Origin of the sequence: Bradyrhizobium sp. LHD-71, from assembly GCF_031157255.1 — a bacterium.
In the GTDB taxonomy this organism is placed as follows: domain Bacteria; phylum Pseudomonadota; class Alphaproteobacteria; order Rhizobiales; family Xanthobacteraceae; genus P52-10.
Genome location: NZ_JAVIFX010000040.1, coordinates 25,442 through 42,090, shown reverse-complemented (window position 1 = coordinate 42,090; position 16,649 = coordinate 25,442). Strand labels below are relative to the sequence as shown.

At 63.4% G+C, this 16,649-nt stretch carries 18 protein-coding genes; 14 read left to right on the top strand and 4 right to left on the bottom strand.

Annotated features, from left to right (window positions below; all coding sequences use genetic code 11):
* Nucleotides 1-89: 89 nt before the first annotated feature.
* Together pheT and RCO31_RS31280 are read left to right on the top strand one after the other, a co-directional pair.
* Nucleotides 90-2,495, top strand: a complete 2,406-nt coding sequence (pheT, locus tag RCO31_RS31285; RefSeq protein WP_308972260.1) for a phenylalanine--tRNA ligase subunit beta — start codon at nt 90-92, stop codon at nt 2,493-2,495.
* On the top strand, nt 2,492-3,259 hold the full coding sequence (locus RCO31_RS31280; RefSeq protein ID WP_308972259.1) for a sulfite exporter TauE/SafE family protein: 768 nt from the start codon (nt 2,492-2,494) through the stop codon (nt 3,257-3,259). Before pheT ends, RCO31_RS31280 begins: the two co-directional genes overlap by 4 nt.
* Here RCO31_RS31280 and RCO31_RS31275 read toward each other — a convergent pair.
* A complete protein-coding gene (locus RCO31_RS31275) occupies nt 3,222-3,923 on the bottom strand; it encodes an ATP-binding protein (protein WP_308972258.1) in 702 nt (233 codons plus the stop codon). The two genes, RCO31_RS31280 and RCO31_RS31275, sit on opposite strands and share 38 nt — an antisense overlap.
* Before the next feature lie 32 nt (nt 3,924-3,955).
* Nucleotides 3,956-5,350, bottom strand: a complete 1,395-nt coding sequence (locus RCO31_RS31270; RefSeq protein ID WP_308972257.1) for an NAD(P)/FAD-dependent oxidoreductase — start codon at nt 5,348-5,350, stop codon at nt 3,956-3,958.
* Nucleotides 5,351-5,549: 199 nt separating this feature from the next.
* Between RCO31_RS31270 and RCO31_RS31265 the strand changes: the two genes are divergently transcribed.
* The 9 genes from RCO31_RS31265 (at nt 5,550) to rpiB (ending at nt 12,964) form a co-directional block, all read left to right on the top strand.
* The gene (locus tag RCO31_RS31265; RefSeq protein WP_308972256.1) at nt 5,550-6,437 is read left to right on the top strand and encodes a YiiX/YebB-like N1pC/P60 family cysteine hydrolase; all 888 of its coding nucleotides are present in this window, start codon (nt 5,550-5,552) and stop codon (nt 6,435-6,437) included.
* Nucleotides 6,438-6,717: 280 nt separating this feature from the next.
* Nucleotides 6,718-7,467: a sulfate transporter family protein gene (locus RCO31_RS31260; protein WP_308972255.1), complete on the top strand. Its 750-nt coding sequence runs from the start codon at nt 6,718-6,720 to the stop codon at nt 7,465-7,467.
* A 265-nt stretch (nt 7,468-7,732) separates the two neighbouring features.
* Nucleotides 7,733-8,482 carry a FadR/GntR family transcriptional regulator gene (locus tag RCO31_RS31255; protein WP_308972254.1) on the top strand — a complete coding sequence of 250 codons (750 nt, stop codon included), beginning with the start codon at nt 7,733-7,735 and terminating at the stop codon, nt 8,480-8,482.
* Entirely contained in the window at nt 8,400-9,404 is a 1,005-nt protein-coding gene (locus RCO31_RS31250; RefSeq protein ID WP_308972253.1) for an NAD(P)-dependent oxidoreductase, read from the top strand. Before RCO31_RS31255 ends, RCO31_RS31250 begins: the two co-directional genes overlap by 83 nt.
* An 8-nt stretch (nt 9,405-9,412) precedes the next feature.
* Nucleotides 9,413-10,096, top strand: coding sequence for an amino acid ABC transporter permease (locus tag RCO31_RS31245; protein WP_308972252.1), 684 nt, complete (start codon nt 9,413-9,415; stop codon nt 10,094-10,096).
* A 9-nt stretch (nt 10,097-10,105) separates the two neighbouring features.
* On the top strand, nt 10,106-10,774 hold the full coding sequence (locus tag RCO31_RS31240; protein ID WP_308972251.1) for an amino acid ABC transporter permease: 669 nt from the start codon (nt 10,106-10,108) through the stop codon (nt 10,772-10,774).
* A gap of 17 nt (nt 10,775-10,791) precedes the next feature.
* Nucleotides 10,792-11,526, top strand: a complete 735-nt coding sequence (locus tag RCO31_RS31235; protein WP_308972250.1) for an amino acid ABC transporter ATP-binding protein — start codon at nt 10,792-10,794, stop codon at nt 11,524-11,526.
* A 24-nt stretch (nt 11,527-11,550) separates the two neighbouring features.
* Nucleotides 11,551-12,336 carry a transporter substrate-binding domain-containing protein gene (locus tag RCO31_RS31230; protein WP_308972249.1) on the top strand — a complete coding sequence of 262 codons (786 nt, stop codon included), beginning with the start codon at nt 11,551-11,553 and terminating at the stop codon, nt 12,334-12,336.
* Nucleotides 12,337-12,517: 181 nt separating this feature from the next.
* The gene (gene rpiB / locus RCO31_RS31225) at nt 12,518-12,964 is read left to right on the top strand and encodes a ribose 5-phosphate isomerase B (RefSeq protein WP_308972248.1); all 447 of its coding nucleotides are present in this window, start codon (nt 12,518-12,520) and stop codon (nt 12,962-12,964) included.
* A 49-nt stretch (nt 12,965-13,013) separates the two neighbouring features.
* Here the strand turns inward: rpiB and nth are convergent, their stop codons facing one another.
* On the bottom strand, nt 13,014-13,784 hold the full coding sequence (nth, locus tag RCO31_RS31220; protein WP_374991559.1) for an endonuclease III: 771 nt from the start codon (nt 13,782-13,784) through the stop codon (nt 13,014-13,016).
* Nucleotides 13,785-13,805: 21 nt separating this feature from the next.
* Here nth and RCO31_RS31215 point away from each other — a divergent pair, with 21 nt between their 5' ends.
* The 3 genes from RCO31_RS31215 (at nt 13,806) to RCO31_RS31205 (ending at nt 15,994) form a co-directional block, all read left to right on the top strand.
* Complete coding sequence (locus tag RCO31_RS31215) at nt 13,806-14,318, top strand: DUF2244 domain-containing protein (protein ID WP_308972246.1); 513 nt, start codon at nt 13,806-13,808, stop codon at nt 14,316-14,318.
* Nucleotides 14,319-14,375: 57 nt separating this feature from the next.
* Nucleotides 14,376-15,275, top strand: coding sequence for a bifunctional helix-turn-helix domain-containing protein/methylated-DNA--[protein]-cysteine S-methyltransferase (locus RCO31_RS31210; protein WP_308972277.1), 900 nt, complete (start codon nt 14,376-14,378; stop codon nt 15,273-15,275).
* Between the two features lie 176 nt (nt 15,276-15,451).
* Nucleotides 15,452-15,994, top strand: a complete 543-nt coding sequence (locus RCO31_RS31205) for an anthrone oxygenase family protein (protein ID WP_308972245.1) — start codon at nt 15,452-15,454, stop codon at nt 15,992-15,994.
* 10 nt (nt 15,995-16,004) lie between these two features.
* Here the strand turns inward: RCO31_RS31205 and RCO31_RS31200 are convergent, their stop codons facing one another.
* Complete coding sequence (locus tag RCO31_RS31200; protein ID WP_308972244.1) at nt 16,005-16,628, bottom strand: 2,3-bisphosphoglycerate-dependent phosphoglycerate mutase; 624 nt, start codon at nt 16,626-16,628, stop codon at nt 16,005-16,007.
* Between the last annotated feature and the right edge of the window lie 21 nt (nt 16,629-16,649).

Here is a 16,649-nt window from a genome sequence, read left to right as displayed (position 1 = left end):
ACGCTCAGTTCCCGGCACGACCTCTTGCCAAAGAAGCGATCGAGCCTGCACGTGCACTCGCTGGCGACAATCGGACGAAAGCGTAAGTCATGAAATTCACCCTGTCCTGGCTGAAGGATCATCTGGACACCGACGAGCCGCTCGAGAAGCTTGCGGGCAAGCTGACGATGATCGGGCTCGAGGTCGAGCACATCGACGACAAAGCGAAGGCGCTCTCAGCCTTTACCATCGCCAAGGTGATTTCAGCCGAGCAACATCCAAATGCTGACCGGCTGCGGGTCTGCATGGTCGATACGGGGTCCGGCGCGCCGGTGCAGGTGGTCTGCGGCGCGCCAAACGCGCGCGCCGGCATGAAGAGCGTGTTCTCGCCGCCGGGCACCTTCATTCCGGGCAAGAACATCACGCTTGGCGTCGGCACCATCCGCGGCGTCGAAAGCCGCGGCATGCTCTGCTCCGCGGCGGAACTCGAACTCTCCAACGATCACGACGGCATCATCGATCTGCCTGAGGATGCGCCGGTCGGCGTGCAATACACCGAATGGGCGAAGCTCGGCGATCCGGTGATCGAGATCAACCTGACGCCCAACCGCGCGGATTGCACGGCGATCCATGGCATCGCCCGCGACCTGTCGGCAGCCGACATGGGCACGCTGAAAGAGCCCGCGATAAAGCCGATCAAGGGCGAATTTCCGTCGCCGGTGAAGGTGACGGTGGACGATACGACGCTGTGTCCGGGCTTTGCCTTGCGTCTCATCCGCGGCGTCAAGAACGGGCCTTCGCCGGAGTGGTTGCAGAAGCGGCTCACTGCGATCGGCCTGCGGCCGATCAACACGCTGGTCGATATCACGAACTACATGGCCTATGACCGTGGCCGGCCGCTGCATGTGTTCGATGCGGCGAAGGTGAAAGGCGACCTCGTGGTGCGCCGCGCCAAGCCTGGAGAGAGCCTGCTCGCGCTCGACGGCAAGACCTATACGCTCGACGATTCGATGTGCGTCATCGCCGACGCTTCCGGCGTCCTGTCGCTCGCCGGCATCATGGGCGGCGAACCATCCGGCTGTTCGGAAACGACGACTGACGTGCTGATCGAATCGGCACTCTGGAACGACATCAACATCGCGCACACCGGACGCAAGCTCGGCGTCAATTCCGATGCGCGCTACCGGTTCGAGCGCGGTGTCGATCCGGCATTCATGGTTCCTGGTCTTGAGCTCGCAACGAAGCTGGTGATGGACTTGTGCGGCGGCACGCCTTCCGAGACTGTTGTCGTCGGGCAATCATTCGGTGACGATCGTATCATCGATTTTCCGCTAGACGAGGTGAAGCGCCTCGCCGGCATCGAAGTCTCCTTGGTCGAGATGCGCCGCATTCTCGGCCATCTGGGCTTCACGGTCGCGGGCAGCGGGCCGGTCGTGAAAATCGCAGTGCCGTCGTGGCGCGCGGACGTACTCGGCAAGGCGGACATCGTCGAAGAAATCGTTCGCATCGTTGGCGTCGATCGCGTGCCGCTCGTCCCGTTCGAGCGCGGCGAGACCCCACGCAAGCCGATCCTGACCCAAATCCAGCTGCGCACGCGCCGCGCCAAGCGCGCACTCGCTGCGCGGGGTCTGGTCGAGGCGGTGACGTGGTCATTCGTTGCAAGGCCCCAGGCCGAACTGTTCGGCGGCGGTCAGTCGGAGCTTGCCCTCGCCAATCCGATTGCTTCCGATCTGTCGGATATGCGCCCGAGCCTTGTTCCGGGGCTGGTAGCGGCCAGTCAGCGAAATGCGGACCGCGGCTTCGCCGATGCGGCGCTGTTCGAGGTCGGCCAGATCTTCAAGGGCGACCAGCCGGAAGATCAATTGATGGCGGCGAGCGGTGTGCGGCGCGGCCTTGCGACGTCGGCCGGGCTCGGGCGGCATTGGTCCGGCTCGGCCGCAGCCACCGCGCTGGATGCAAAGGCGGACGCAATGGCGGTTCTGGCTGCCGCGGGCGCCCCGATCCAGGCGCTGCAGGTCGTCGCAGGGGGCGCCCCGTGGTTGCATCCCGGGCGGTCAGGCACCATTCAGATGGGACCGCAGAATATTCTCGGCAGCTTTGGCGAGCTGCATCCCCGCGCGCTCGAAGCGCTCGGCGCCGAGGGACCGATCGTTGCCTTCGAGGTTATCCTCGACCGCATTCCCGACGCGAAGGCCAGGCCGACCCGGGCCAAGCCGCTGCTCGAACTCTCTCCGTTCCAGCCCGTATCGCGCGATTTCGCCTTCATCGTCGATCGGAGCGCGAAGGCGGGCGACATCGTCCGCGCGGCGCAGGCTGCGGATCGCAAGCTGATCACCGGCGTGACGGTGTTCGACGTGTACGAGGGCAAGGGTATCGAGCCGGACAAGAAATCCATCGCCATCGCCGTTACGCTGCAACCGCGTGAGAAGACGCTGACCGATCAGGAGATCGATGCCGTAGCGGCAAAGGTCGTCGCTGAGGTCACGAAGAAGACGGGCGGGAGCCTGCGGGGATGAGCGCTCTGCTGCCATCCGACGTCAGCGTTTTTGCGCTGGTCGCGCTGATGGCGGTAGCGCTGATCGCAAGCATCGCACGCGGTTTCTCCGGTTTCGGCGCGGCATTGATCTTCATGCCGCTGGCAAGCACGGTAGCGGCGCCGCGCACGGTCGCAGCATTGCTGCTGGTCATCGATCTCGTTGCGGCCGCACCCTTCGCCCCGAATGCCTGGAAGCAGGCGGACCGCAAGGCGGTCGTCTTGATGGTGCTTGGCGGCTTGCTGACCATACCGCTCGGCACCTACGCGTTGACGCAGTTCGATTCAGTCACCACCCGATGGATCATCGCAGCCTTCGTCGCCGCGCTGCTGGTGCTCCTGATCTCAGGCTGGCGCTATCACGGAAAGGCGCATCCCGCCGCGACGATTGGTGTCGGTGGGGTCGCGGGATTTTGCAGCGGCCTGGCGCAGACCGGCGGGCCGCCGGTTGTGGCCTACTGGCTCGGCCAGCCACTTCCCGGCGCGCTCGCGCGCGCCAACATCATCCTGTATTTCGCCATGTCCGACGTCATTGCGTTCGCAAGCTATCTTGTGGGCGGCATTCTGACGACCGACGTCGTCAAGCTCGCGCTGCTCGTCGGACCTGTCTACGGGCTTGGCCTTTTCATCGGCGCGCGGCTGTTCGGTGTCGCCAGTGACACGCTGTTTCGTCGCGTCTGCTATACGCTGATCGCGCTCGCCGCCGTCGTCAGTCTGCCCGCGCTCGACCCGCTGCTGGGGCGGTAAGCAAGAGATCGCAATACGCGTATCCATCGCGCTGGACCCGTTCGCCAGGCACGACCGGTAGCGATTTCGAGAACATCGGACCACCAACCACACAGGTGTGAAACTCACCGTTCTCGCCACACGGATCGACGCTCGCGGGAAGCTCGTCCAGCAGCCGCTGATCAAAGCACCGGCCGGCGAATGCTGCCGGCATCTTCTTCAGGTCGACGGTAGCGATGTATGTCTCAAGACCGTTGGCGATCATGTCGCGCGCGAGCTGCGGCGTCGGGCGGAGCCAGAGCGGAAACACCGGCGTGACGCCCGTACCGCGCAACGTTTCCTCGCGATACTTGCGGATGTCTTCGAGAAACAGGTCGCCGAAGATCATATGAGTGATGCCTTGGGCTTTGGCCTGCGCGATCGCTTCACCCATCCGCGCTTCATAGACTTCATTCGGGCAAGAGTAAGGGATCGGCACAACCGTTGCCGGCAGCCCTGCGGCGTCAAGCTGCGCGCGCAAGATCTCCTCCCGTACACCGTGGATCGAGACCCGGCCGAAATTCTCCGTCACCGTCGTCAGCGCGCCGACAACGTCGATCTCGCCCGCGCGGCGAACCTCGTGAAGCGAGAACGCGCTGTCCTTACCGCTGGACCAGGAAATCATTGCTTTGGGACGGACTGTCATAGGCAAGCAACGCGACGCCGTTCTTCGAACGACTAACGCGCTCTACGTCTCGATTTGCGGCGCGGCTGCTCGGCAGGATCAGGTTTCAGCGCGCCGATGCGGCGCAGGGCCGCTTCGGCGGCGCGTTCGCCGGACTCCCAGGCGCCGCTCACTGTGCCCCATAGCGTTTCATGCGCCGCCTCGCCCGCAAACATCAAGCTGCCGAGCGGCTCCATCAGAATCCTGCGCGAGCCTTGCGCGCCGGGCGCCGCGGCCGAAATCGCACCAAGGACAAACGGCGACGCATTCCAGCGCGTCACGGCCGAGCGCTTGACCGCCGCCTTGACCTCGCTGCCGTAGAGCTTCTCCAGCCATTCGAGTGCAAACGCCACCATCGCCGCCTCGCCCTGGGCGCTGAGGTCGCGGCCGAAACTGCCGCCGACGTCGACGGTGCAGAGCGACGTGCCGGCGATGTTTGCGAGCAGCAACCCGGTCTTGTTGCTGTCGCTCTTTTCGACGAAGCAGTCGTCACGCTGCAGGCCGAGCGGATTGTCTGGAAGCTCCAGCGCGATATGGTCGTAGCTGCCGAGGGCAAGCTTTGCGGCGGCGTCGAGATGCCGGCTTGGCAGGTCAGGCGCGAACTTCAGCTTTCCCGACAGAAGGACGTTCGTCGATGCCGTGACGATGACGGCGCGGGTCGTGACGCGCCCCGAGGCCGTCTCGACTGCGAGATCCCGTCCGCCCCAAATGATGCGCGTGACGGGTTGCCCGATCGCGATCGGCACAGGCTCGGCAAGCTTCGCCACCAAGGCGCCGAGACCCTGACGGCAGAACGCGCCAGCGTCGCGCGGTTCGAGGCGGGCCAGATCCAACGCCGAAACCTCTTTCAGGTCCTTCGACGCCGTTGCCGGCCCAAGTGTGAACTCGAGCATCTTCGCCCATTCGCCGAGATCTCGCGGCATTGCTTCCAGCGCCGAAATATCCGCCTTGCGGTTGGCGTCGGCGATCGCCCGGTTGGTGCGAACGAGGGTGGCGAGGAAATCCTCCGTCTCGCCGGCGCGGGCATTGCGCCGCCCGATCCTGATCTTCTGAGCTTGCGGGGCCGCATAGACATCCATTCCGACCGAACGAGCCTGTCGCGCGAGCGGACTGGTGCTCTGCGAATAGATCCAGCGGGCGCCGCGGTCGAACGGCACACCGAATGTTTCGGTGTCGGTCCAGCACCGGCCGCCGATCCGGTTGGACGCCTCGACAACCACAACCTTGCGGTTTGCCGCCATCACCCGCCGCGCTGCCGCGATGCCTGCTGCGCCCGCACCGACGACGACGATCTCGATATCCCGCGGCAGCGGAACGGTCGCGGCGCGGGCGGAGCCCGGAAGCGCCAGTTTTGGAAGTGCCATGGCGGCGACCGACGCGGCCAAGAAATCGCGGCGCGAAAATGTCATGTCATAGCTTCCGGAAGTCAGCGCGACCTGTCAGAGAACGGGAACATCGCGCGAACTTGCCCGATCGCGGACGCTGCGGCAACGCCTCATGGTAAACGTTTGATTATTTCGATCAGCCATAGCATGAACTAAATTGAAAATCTTTTGACGAACATTTCGGGGCAGAGCGGGCAGAACGAACCGCTTTTGGGAAACGATCATGGGCATCATGCTCGACACGATCGGAAAGTGGATCGCCCGCTACCTTCAGCACGAAGCGATCGGGTTCGAACCGTTTACGCCGAGCGACCCGGAGCATCTGCGGAATGTCATCCAGCCGGGCGACGTGCTCCTGGTTGAAGGCAACAATCGCATCTCGGGCGTCATCAAGTATCTGACCCAATCGACGTGGTCGCACGCTGCGCTGTTCGTTGGGCCGATCGACGGCGCCTCCGAGCCGAACGGCGAGCAGCATGTAATGATCGAGGCCAATATCGGCGAAGGGGTCGTCACCGCACCGCTGTCGAAATACTTCGCCTATCACACGCGCCTCTGCCGTCCGGTCGGATTGTCGTACGAAGATCGGGAGACGGTGTGTCGCTATGCCATCAACCGCGTCGGCTTCGGTTACGACACCAAGAACATCGTTGACCTGATGCGATATCTCATTCCGCTGCCGATCCCGCAGAAGTGGCGGCGGCGGATGATCGCCATGGGGTCCGGCGACCCGACCCGGATCATCTGCTCGGCGCTGATTGCGCAGGCTTTCGAAGCGGTGCGCTATCCCATTCTGCCGAAGGTCACCCAGGCCGGCAGCCGCAAGGCGCGCCGCGCCATCCTGCACATTCGCGATTCGTCGCTCTACATGCCGCGCGACTTCGACATCTCGCCCTACTTCGCGGTTGTCAAGCCGACCATCGAGGAAGGATTCGATTACACCGCCCTGCACTGGGCAGACAAACCGAAGCCGCTTGAGGAGGTGGCGGGTGCTTTCGACCCGTTTCCACGTCCACGCAAAGCGCCGTCGCTGGCTCCTCAGGCGCTTGACGAAGCGGCGCAAACGTCTGCTTTTGAAGAAGTGACAGCCGTCGGCTCCCTGAAGCGTTGAATTGGAATTCCCGCCAACGTCGCGGCGCACGAATTTCGTCCGACGATCGCAGCTGGTGCGTGCTGCAAGGTGATCCGAACTTCTGAAACGGAGCTCATCGAGGAGCGAGAAGGCCGGCGATGCCGGCCCGACGCCATCTCCTCTATAGCCGCACGTCCGGGTTCGCCCGTCGGCCTGCGGCGCAGGTGAGCCAGCTGCGTGCTCGTGCTTCGCTGATCTTTCCCTTGCGGCCGCCCCACAGCGTGGCTACTTCTGCGCAGGTTTTGCCGGAGGCCCCGCCATGCTCGACGCAGCCGCAAAGGCGCTGTCGCAAATCCTGTCGCCGCCAATGCGCCGAATCCTATGGCGATCGGTCGGGCTGGCGCTCGCAGTGATTGCCGTCGTGGCGATCGCTTTGCAGCGTCTGTTGAGCTGGTTCGCCACATCCGGCGAACTGTGGGCGGAGACCTTGCTCGGCCCAGGCTTCGATACACCGCTGAACATTCTCGCCTGGATCCTTTCGATCGCAGCCGCCCTCGGCATCGTCATCGGCGCCGTATTCCTGATGCCCGCGGTCACAGCGCTGATCGCCAGCATCTTCGTCGACGATGTCGCCGAGGAGGTCGAACGCGTGCACTATCCGGCTGAACGTCCGGGCGTTGCGCTGCCCCTTTCGCGCGCGCTCGTCGAGAGCCTGAAGACCGCGCTGCTCGCGGTCCTGCTGTATCTCTTGGCGCTGCCGTTCTTCTTCTTCGCGGGCCTGGGCGTAATCGTGTTCTTTCTGGTCGCCGCCTATCTGCTCGGCCGCGAGTATTTTCTGCTCGCGGCCATGCGCTTCCGTCCGATCGGAGAGGCAAAGGCGTTCCGCAAACAGCACGCGGGAACCGTGTTTGCGGCCGGCTGCTTCATTGCCGCGTTTGTCTCGATCCCCATCGTCAACCTGGCAACGCCGTTGTTCGGCACAGCCTTCATGGTGCACATGTACAAGCGCCTGTCAGGCCCCCGGCCCGAGCTGCTCGAGCCGGTCGATACCCCGCCGACAGCGGCTTAGCGCGCCGGCGTCGCGGCTCTGACGGTCGTATCACCTCTCGGCTCCCGGCTGCGATCGAGCGCCGAACGGACACTCGCACACGTTGAGCGTGCTGATCTTCACATCCGGCATTTGCACAGGTGGTGACGCGGCCGAGAGTTTCAGATCTGCCAAGCAGCGGTCGCGAGCTCACATCCTCAGGATGCCGACAATCTGGACCTCTTGACCGCGGGCGCTTGGTCATCGTACTGGTCTTACCAGAACAAGATGACCTTGGGTTTCAGGGATGGAAAGCTCAGGCGCAGACAGCGCATCAGGATTCGAACGGGTCTTGGCCTACCTGCGGGAGCGGCTGCTCGACGGCACGCTGAAACCGGGCGAACGCCTGATGGCCGAGCGCGAGCTCGTCAGGCAGCTCGGCGTCAGCCGGCCGATCGTGCGCGAAGCGCTGCGTGCGCTGCATATGCTCGGCATCGTCGAAATCCGCGACCGCATCGGTACTGTCGTGAAGCGACCAGACGCTTCGGCGCTGAAGGATTTTTTCACCCTCGCGCTGGCCCAGCAGGCGGACCTCATTGACGATGTCATGGAGGCGCGTATCGCCATCGAGTGTCAGGCCGTCAGACTGGCCTGCGAGCGTGCCACGATCGCCGATTTTGAGAAGCTTCAGCGCGCGCTCATCCGGATTGGCGAGACGATCGACGACGCCGATACGGGCAGTGCGGCCGATTTCGACTTCCATCGCGCCATCGTGCTTGCCGCGCGCTCGCCGACACTCGCCATGCTGCACGAATCCATGGCGACACTGCTTGCGATTTCACACCGTAACCGGCGCCTGCTCGTGCAGCGCTTCGATTCGATGAAGAGTTATCTCGTCGACGATCACAAGCGCGTCTTCGACGCTATCGTCAAACGCGATCCCGACCGCGCCGAGGTGACGCTGCGGCGCCATTTTGCCATTGGCGACGAATACCGGCGCCGGGCCGTCATTGGAGAAGGCGACCGGGCGGACGCACGCACCGCGCAAAGCGAGTGAAGCACGTAAGCGAAGACGGAGACAGGACATGGGACGGAGTGACAAAGGCAGCGTCGGCTTCATCGGGCTCGGCACAATGGGTCACGAAATGGCGCGCAACCTGATGAAAGCCGGCCATCAGGTCACAGCCTTTGACATCCTCGGCAGCGCCGTCGACGCACTCGTCGCCGAAGGCGCAAAGCCTGCGAAGAGCCCGGCCGAGGCCGCAGCCGGCGCTGACGTCGCCATCACCATGTTGCCTGACACGCCTCAAGTCGAAGAGGTCATTTACGGCGAAGGCGGCTTGCTGGCATCGCCTCCTGCCGGCCGCCTTATCGTTGACATGAGCACGATCTCTCCGGCTGCCGTGCGCCGGATGCACGCCGACCTCAAGGCTGCGGGCACCGACTTCATCGACGCGCCGGTTTCCGGTGGACCGATCGGCGCCAAGAATGCAGCGCTGACGATCATGGCCGGCGGTGAAAGCGAGGCTTTCGCCAGGGCCGAGCCCTTCTTTCGCGGCATCGGGACGACGATCACGCATGTCGGAGCGTCCGGGGCCGGCCAGGCGGTCAAGCTCTGCAACCAGCTGATCTGCGGGATCAACATCCAGGCGGTTTGCGAAGCGATCGCACTCGGTCGCGCCTGCGGCGTCGACCTCGAACAGATGCGCACGGTCCTGCTCGGTGGCTCCGCCGCCTCCTGGATGCTCGACAAGCTCGGGCCCGCAATGATCGCCGGTGACGCCGGCGCAGGTTTCCGCATCGACCTGATGCTGAAGGATCTGCGTCTCGTGCAGGAGCAGGCGCAGGCGCTCTCGGTGCCGCTGCCGGCCACCGCGCTGGTCACGAGTCAGTACGTCGAGGCGCGCGCTCATTGTGAAGGCAGCAACGGCAACCAGGCGCTGTTCCGCGTCTACGACCGCATGACCAACCGGGCCTGACCGCGGCGATGGGCCTGAACCTCGACTTCTCCGTCGTTTTGGAGCGCTGGCCGCTCTTTCTCGACGGCGCGGTGATGACGCTGGAGCTCGCCTTCATGGCGATTCTGATCGGCGGTGCTGTTGGTACGCTCTGTGCGGTCGGCCGCGGCAGCAGCAACCGTTTCATCGCCGCGCTCTGCGCCGGATATGTCGAGGCGATCCGCAACACGCCGCTGCTCGTGCAAATCTTTCTGGTCTATTTCGGCCTTGCGAGCATCGGCTTCAAGTTTTCGGCGTTCTCGGTGGCAGCCGTCGCGCTCGCCATCAATGTCGGCGCCTATACAGCCGAGATCATGCGTGCCGGTTTCGAATCGATTCCGACCGGCCAGATCGAGGCCGCGGAGGGGCTCGCCCTCTCACGCGTCCAGGTCTACTGGCATGTCATCCTGTTGCCGGCGATCGAAAAAGTCTATCCCTCGCTGACCAGCCAGTTCGTGCTGCTGATGCTGGCTTCGTCAGTCACGTCGCAAATCTCCGCCGAGGAGCTGACGGCGGTTGCCAACTACGTGCAGTCCGACACCTATCGCGCCTTCGAGACCTATATCCTCGTAGCGCTGTGTTACGTCGTGCTGTCGCTCGTCCTGCGCGCTGCCTTCTGGGCGCTCGGGCTCATCCTCTTCCCGCGCCGCCGGCGTCTGGGCACCTCGCTTTAGAGGTCGGTCATGGGCGGGTCACTCAACGCAAACCATCTTCTTTTCCTCGGCCAGGGCGCGCTCTGGACGATCGGGCTCTCGGCCATCGCACTCATCGGTGGCGGGCTCGTCGGCTTCCTGATCGCGCTCGCGCGCGTTTCTCCAAACAAGCTGGTGCGGCTGACCAGCGGCGCCTACGTGCAACTCGTCCAAGGCACGCCGCTGCTGGTGATCATGTTCCTCGGCTTCTTCGGCCTGGCTGCGCTCGGCTTTCCGATGACGCCGCTCGCTGCTGCGGGCGCATCGCTGACTATTTATGTCGGCGCCTATTTCGGCGAGATCTGGCGCGGCTGCATTCAGTCTGTGCCGCGACCGCAATGGGAGGCCGCTGAGGGGCTCGGCCTGAGCCGCACGCAGCGAATGCTCAAGGTCATTCTGCCGCAGGCCGTCCGCATCGCCACGCCGCCGACCGTCGGCTTCATGGTCCAGATCATCAAAAATACCTCGCTGGCCTCGGTCGTCGGCTTCGTCGAACTCGCCCGGTCCGGGCAGATCATCAACAACTCGCTGTTCGAACCCTTCCTGATCTACGCGATCGTCGCTGTGATCTATTTCGCCCTCTGCTTCCCGATCTCGCTCCTCAGCCGCCGCCTCGAGCGTCGGATGGGCGTGGGTCGTGCGAAGCTGATGCCGACCTGACAAGGCAGAAGAACATGATGCAGGAAAGCCCACTCGTCGTTCTCGATCGTGTCTACAAAAGCTTCGGCGCGCTCAAAGTGCTGGACGGCGTCAGTTTCTCAGTGGGCCGCGGCGACGTTCTGGTGCTGATCGGCCGCTCGGGCTCCGGCAAGAGCACGGCGCTGCGCTGTATCGACCGATTCGAGAAGATCGATTCCGGCGAGATCCACGTCTGCGGCCGCCGCGTCGACGCGCCCGATATCGACCTGCGCGCGCTGCGGCAGGACGTCGGAATCGTCTTCCAGAGCTACAACCTGTTTCCACACCTGACCATCGCGCAGAACATCATGCTCGCACCGGTCTCGGTGAAGGGCATGCACAAGGCGGCGGCCCGCGAGCTCGCCGCCACCATGCTCGCGAAGGTTGGTCTCTCCGAGAAGCTCGATGCCTATCCCGAGCAGCTTTCCGGCGGTCAGCAACAGCGTGCGGCGATCGCCCGCTCACTCGCCATGCAGCCCAAAGTGATGCTGTTCGACGAGGTGACGTCCGCGCTCGATCCGCAACTGACCGGCGAAGTGCTGAAGGTCATCGAAGCGCTCGCCGCTGACGGCATGACCATGGTCATCGTTACGCATGAGATGGGGTTCGCACGGGGCATCGCCCGCCACGTGGTGTTCATGCACGAGGGCAAGGTCCACGAAGCCGGAACTGCCTCGATCCTCACGACACCGGCCACGCCGGAACTCGCCCAGTTCGTCGGAACCGGGCTCTGACAAGCAAGGGAAAGGAGACCAAGGATGAAACGAACTCTCACAATCGCCACAGTGTCAGTTGCGCTGGCTTGCACCGTCCACGCCGCCCAAGCGGACCTGCTCGACGACATCACCAAGACCGGCAAGATCCGCGTTGCCACAGACCTCGCAATTCCGCCCTCGGGAATGATCGACAGCGCCATGAAGCCGACGGGCTCGGATGTCGAGACTGCCGAACTGCTCGCCAAGGACTGGGGCTTGCAGCTCGAATTCGTTCAGACCACGGGCGCGACACGAATTCCCAATGTGCAAACGAACAAGGCCGATATCATCATTTCGACGCTGTCCGTCACCCCCGAGCGCGCAAAGGTCATCGACTTCTCCAAGCCCTATGCCGCTCTGCAGTCCGTCGTCGGCTGCCTGAAATCGGTCGAGGCGAAGAGCTGGGACGATCTGAAGGGCAAGACCATCGCGGTCTCGCGCGGCACCACCCAGGACACGACGCTGACCAACATGAAGGACCGCGACCTCAAGCTCGCCCGCTACGAGGACGATGCAACGATGGTGACGGCCGCAGTCTCCGGCCAGGCTGACTGCGTGGCGACCTCGGCGACGATCGTTTCCCAGATCGGCGTCAAGGCGCCCTCGCGTCCGTTCGAGCCAAAGGTCTCGATCACCAATTTCGACCTCGCCATCGGCCTGAAGAAAGGTGAGCCGAAGCTGCTCGAGAAGCTCAATGCCTGGGTCGAGCAGAACCTCAAGAACGGGAAGCTCAACGTAATCTACAAGAAGTTCCACGGCACCGAGCTGCCCGAGAACATGCGCGGCTAATGTCCCGTTCTGACGTTCCGATGGCTGAGATTGCGGTAAGGCTGATCGGAACGTCAGGGACACCGCACCGGCGCACTGGATCTGCGTACGAACGTCTGATCCAAAAAGCGCTGCTCACACCATATGCTGGCGTCCCCGTCGGGCGCCGGGCCTCATCTCCAAACTGAAACAGGAAGTCCCCATGCGCCTCGTGATCGGTTCAGACCATGCCGGTTGGTCGCTCAAACAGCACGTCATCGACCACATCAAATCGCTCGGCCATGAGGTCGTCGATGTCGGCTCCCACGACGACAAGCCGGTCGACTTTCCCGACATCGCCCGCGAGGTCGCCCGGAAAATCACCTCGGGTGAGGTCGAGCGGGGCATCATGGTCTGCGGCACCGGCGTCGGAGCCTCGATCGCAGCCAACAAGATGAAGGGCATCCGCGCTGCGGTCTGCCACGACATCCACTCCGCACATCAGAGCGTCGAGCACGACGACGTCAATGTCATGTGCATCGGCGCGAAGATCGTCGGCCCATGGCTCGCCAGTGATCTGATCTCGTCCTATCTCTCCGCCGAATTCTCGACCGACGAGGAATTCCGCCGCCGCGTCGCAAAACTCCACCAGATGGACGCTGAAGATTGAGACGAGCCCAGCGACCATGATCTTGGTCGCACGGCCAGCAGTCGCTGTTCTAGTCCTGCGCAGTCTTCTCGGGCCAGCGGCAGAGGTCGGCAATGATGCACACGCCACAGCGCGGCTTGCGCGCGACGCATGTGTAGCGCCCATGCAGAATCAGCCAGTGATGCGCGTGCAGCATGAACTCCTTTGGGATCACCCGCTCGAGCGCGAGTTCCACGTCGAGCGGGGTCTTTCCAGGCGCGAGGCCGGTGCGGTTGCCGACGCGGAAGACATGCGTATCGACAGCCATCGTCGGCTCACCGAACGCCATGTTCAGCACGACATTGGCGGTCTTGCGCCCGACGCCGGGGAGCGATTGAAGTGCCTCGCGTGAACGCGGGACTTCACCGCCGAACTCGTCGATCAGCTTCTGCGACAGCGCAATGACATTCTTTGCCTTGTTGCGGTAGAGGCCGATGGTCCTGATGTAGTCCCGCAGCCGCTCCTCGCCGAGTGCCAGCATCTTCTGCGGGGTGTCGGCGACGGGAAACAGCTCGCGGGTCGCCTTGTTGACGCCTGCATCGGTCGCCTGCGCCGACAGCGCGACCGCCACCACGAGCGTGAACGGATTGAGGTGCTCAAGCTCGCCACGCGGATCGGGATTGGCCCTCTGAAAGCGCAGGAACGCTTCCCTGACCTCCTCGGGACTCCAGGGCTTAGGTGAAGGCTTGAGGGCCTTTGCAGTTTTTTTGATTGGCTTTGGCGACTTTGCGGCAGGTTTGCGCGGCAATTTTGCAGGGCCGCCCCTCGTCTTTTTCGCCGCTGAGATCGTCTTTTTGGCCATGGCCCGGTATAGTGAACGACGATGAGCGCAGGCAATTCATTTGACGACGAGCCGACGCTGTTTTCCGCGTTGCTCACACCGCACCGGTCGCTCAACCGGACCGGTTTTCTGTTGCTGATGGGGTTTGTCTGCGTCGTCAGTTTCATTGCCGGCTTTGTCTTTCTCTCGATGGGCGCATGGCCGGTACTCGGATTCTTCGGTCTGGATGCACTGGCGATCTACTGGGCGTTCAAGGTGAACTTCCATCGCGCCGCCGCCTATGAGGAAATCTCGGTGACCCCCTCGGCCTTGCATGTGCGGCGCGTTAGCCATCTCGGCGCCGTGTCCGAATGGACCTTCAATCCGCTCTGGGTGCGACTGGATGTCGAGGCCGACGAGGAATTCGGCGTCGAGCGGCTCGCGCTGGTCTCCCGCGGGCGGAGCCTCAGCATCGCGAGCTTCCTCGGCCCTGAGGAAAAAGACAGCTTTGCCAAGGCCTTAACGGCCGCGTTAGGCGCGGCGAAACGCGGGATCGACCATAATCCGGTGAACTAGCCCGGGGTCGGAAATCGGGTGGTTCGCATGGCTGCCAAGGCCTACATCACTCCCATGATGATGAACCTCACCATGACCAATCACCGCCCGGCCAAGCCGGGCCCGTACAACGCAGCGCTGCGTGACTATGATTCAGTGCGCCGCGCCATCGCCTTCATCTCGGAGAACTGGCGCGACCAGCCTGAGATCGAAGCGATCGCCGACGCCGCGTCGGTCACGCCGGACGAGCTGCACCACCTGTTCCGCCGCTGGGCGGGACTGACGCCAAAAGCGTTCATGCAAGCGCTGACACTGGATCACGCAAAGAACCTGCTGCGCGATTCGGCGAGCGTGCTCGACGCGGCGCTCGAGAGCGGCCTTTCCGGACCCGGCCGGCTGCACGACCTGTTCGTCACCCACGAGGCCATGTCGCCCGGCGAATGGAAGGCGGGCGGCGCCGGCATGACGCTTCGTTATGGTTTTCATTCCTCGCCGTTCGGCACTGCCATCGTGATCGCCAGCGGACGCGGCCTCGCCGGTCTCGCCTTCGCCGACGCGGGCGAGGAGCATGCCGCGCTGGCCGACATGCAACGACGCTGGCCGCGAGCCACGTATCTCGAAGATCACCCCGGCACCGCGAGTCTCGCCCGGCGTATCTTCGACCCCACGCTGTGGCGAGAAGACCAGCCGCTGCGCGTCGTGCTGATCGGCACTGACTTCGAAGTCCGTGTCTGGGAGACGCTGTTGAAGATTCCAATGGGCCGCGCGACCACTTACTCGGACGTCGCATGCCGCATCGACAGTCCCAAAGCGTCGCGTGCAGTAGGCGCCGCGGTCGGCAAAAATCCGATTTCCTTCGTGGTGCCCTGCCATCGCGTGCTCGGCAAAAGCGGCGCGCTCACCGGCTATCATTGGGGCGTCACACGCAAACAGGCGATGCTCGGCTGGGAAGCCGGACATGTCCAAAATGTAACATGACCGTTGCCATCCGGACTCTTATCGTCGTTGCTTGAACGGCAGGGCATGATCCCGACAAATGGATACCGGTTTTCGGACTGGATCATGTTTCGGACTGATCATGCCTCTCGAATAGAGAAGCAACGATGTGATCCAGTAAATCTGGATCAGATCTAGCGGTTCGGATGGGGGCATTGATGACTACGCGCTCGGTACGCCTGTCTATTCTCGCACTCTGTATTTTCACCTCGGCCCTGATTTCGGGATTCTTCTACGCCTATTACTGCTCGGTCATGCCAGGACTTGCGGCGACTGATCCGGAGTCGGCGATCAAAGCCATGCAGGGCATCAACGCCGTCGTGCGTAACGCGACCTTCGCTTTCTCATTCTTCGGCACGCTGGCGTTCGGCGCTGTCGCGATTGTTCTTCTCATCGGCGCCGGCGGCTGGCCGCTGGCGTTCGCGCTGAGCGGTACCGCGATCTACGGCGTTGGCGCGTTCATGGTGACGATGCTTTGCAGTGTGCCGCTGAACGAGGCTCTGGCGACCGTCACGCCGACACCGCAGGACGCGCCGAGAATCTGGCGTGACTATCTCGAACCCTGGACGCTTTGGAACGGGCTGCGCACGTTGATGTCGATACTGGCCCTGGCGGCGTTCACGGCGAGCTTCGTTACTCTGTTCGTGCAGCCTTACACGGCAAGGGGCGGCGGCGCGCGTATAACGCCACAGGCGGCCTGAACCGAAAAATCTAGGCCGCGAGATCGAGCTTGGATGCCACCGTCGAGTCCGCATTAAGACGATAGATGATCGGCACGCCGGTCGCGATTTCGCGCGCGAGGATGCCCTCCGGTGACAGCCGCTCGAGCACCATCACCAGCGCGCGCAGCGAGTTGCCGTGCGCGGCGACAACGGTGCGCTGACCGCGCAGCACGCTCGGCAGGATCTCCTGCACGTAATAGGGCAGGGTGCGGGCAAGCGTATCCTTCAGGCTTTCACCACCGGGGGGCGCGATGTCGTAGGAGCGGCGCCATATGTGCACCTGCTCCTCGCCCCACTTCTTGCGCGCATCGTCTTTGTTCAATCCTGCCAGGTCGCCGTAGTCGCGCTCGTTCAGCGCCTGGTCTTTCGAGATCGGCAGTCCGGTCGTGCCCATCTCCTCCAGTACGAGCGAGAGCGTTCGCTGAGCGCGCTTCAAGGCCGACGTGTAGGCGACGTCGAATCCCACTCCCTGCGCCTTGAGCTTGCGGCCCGCTTCGCGCGCCTCTTTCACACCGAGCTCAGTCAGGTCGACGTCACGCCATCCGGTGAAGAGATTCTTCAGATTCCATTCGCTTTGTCCGTGACGCACCAGGACGAGAAGACGCTCACTCATTCCTACTCACTCCGATTCAAG